This is a genomic window from Spiroplasma endosymbiont of Lariophagus distinguendus (genome assembly GCF_023846195.1).
GTDB lineage: Bacteria > Bacillota_I > Bacilli_A > Mycoplasmatales > VBWQ01 > Spiroplasma_E.
The window spans coordinates 1-2002 of the sequence record NZ_JALMUW010000102.1 but is presented as its reverse complement, the minus strand read 5'-3'; the positions used below and the strand labels follow the sequence as shown (position 1 = coordinate 2002).

1 protein-coding gene is annotated in these 2002 nt (G+C 21.1%); it reads left to right on the top strand.

What is annotated here, in order from left to right; translation table 4 throughout:
- Window positions 1–306: 306 nt before the first annotated feature.
- The gene (locus tag M0D11_RS05775) at window positions 307–1704 is read left to right on the top strand and encodes a bZIP transcription factor (RefSeq protein ID WP_252320932.1); all 1398 of its coding nucleotides are present in this window, start codon (window positions 307–309) and stop codon (window positions 1702–1704) included.
- Window positions 1705–2002 lie beyond the last annotated feature (298 nt).

Genomic DNA, 2002 nt, shown 5'->3' with positions numbered 1-2002 from the left:
CTTAAAATTCATTTTAAATGAATTTTAATAATAAAAAATCTTCTAAAATGACATCAAGTAGACTAGAAGATTTTTTATAAATTTGGGTTAAATTATGATTTCTTTTTCAGAAACATTTTAATTATACAATTTTAATTGATTTTGTAAATACTCTTTTGATATTTCATAACTCAATTTTGGTTAAAACTTAACTAATTGCAAAATACACAAAATTTGATAACATGTAGTTGTTATCGAATATATAAGTCTTAACCCATTACTTTATTTTAAAAGTGAATGGGTTTTATTGTCAAAGGAGACATTATAATGGCAACAATAGATAAAAGTAAATCTCAAACATATGATTTTCTGTCAAAAAATAAATCCATAGAAGATATTAAAAAACAAACAAATATAAAGATTAAAGAAAAAAGAAGACATGGCGGAAAAACATATAGGATTGATAATGCTAATAATCAATTAATTAATGACGACTTATCAGAAAATAATAAAGAAAATTTAGACCCAGTTACTAGTAATTTAATAAATAATGAAAAAGAGCAAGAAAATAATAATGATATATGAATAAAACTAACTAATTACTTAAATTGACCAACATCAAATACAGAAGAGCTAATACAAGCTCAAAAAAAATATATTGAACAACTAGAACAAAGTAATTTAGAAAAAGAGCAAGAAAATCAACAACTTAAAAATGAAATTGAAAAATTAAAACTAAAACAAAGTAATGTGAATTTCGATAAATTTAAATATAATGCTATAACAATTTATGATGAAAAACAAAGAAAAAAAACAGGTATTGATAAAATTCACGAAGAAATTTTACCAATTAATAACAAATTTTATTTTATAACAACCATTCAACATATTGATAATTCAATTAATGAAGAGGTAATATATTTTCAACAACTTACAAATGGTGATATACAAGTTGTTAATAAAACAAAAAAATATGAAAACATAAATGATTATAAAAAAGATATTTTACTAATTAATGACATTTCAACCCATAACATTAATAATTTTCAATTTGTACCAATTAAAGACTTTTTAAAAAAACAACAAAATTTGAAACTAAAACCAACTAAAACTGATTGAAAAATATGAAGCATGATTTTTGGGATTACTTTATTTCTTTTAGTTGTAGTTCCTATTTGTACTTTTGTTATTCCTGCACTTATACCTGCAACAGCAACAGTATTATTACTTGAAACAAAAATTATAATTGCCATTTCTTTTGCTATTGGTGGTTTGATCTTTAAAGGAATTTCATCAATATTTGAAAATTCAACTAAAAAAGTTCATTCATGAATGAAATTTATGTTTCATTCATGAATTCTTAAAATACCATTTATAAATAAAAGAAATTTTGGCAAAACTAAAGAAGAAATAGAAATTAAAGATAAAATTAAAAAAAATATAGAAAATTTAACTAGTGACAAATTAGAAACTAGATTACAAACACAATATGATATTTTAAAACAAGAACTAGATAACAAAAAAGAAAAAAATCCAGACCAACTAATTAACAAAAACATTATAAATCATAATTCAAATAGTTCTCTAGAAACTTCAATTATTGAATCAAAAAATAATCAAAATTTTGATTCATCTATACGAAATACAGTCAATCAACAAATGCCGAAACCATCAACAAGTTCAAATCATAACTGAAATAAAGTAAAATGCTTATTAACAACATAATTAACAAACTAACAAATTTGATAATATAAATTTAATTAAGTCTAAATTGTAAATATAAAATCTTAAAAGTAATAATCACTATTTTTTAAAATAGTGATTATTTATTATTTTTACATATTTTTAGTTTTAAAAATATATAATTTTTATTGGATATTTTAAGGGTAGAAAAAATATTCAAAAAATAATAAAGGAGAATAAAAAAATGTGAAGATCATGTAATGAATGAAGCCAAGCGGATAAAGATAAACATAACAAAGAAGCTAGAGAAACAAATAAAGCTTGAGGAGAAAAAAACGAA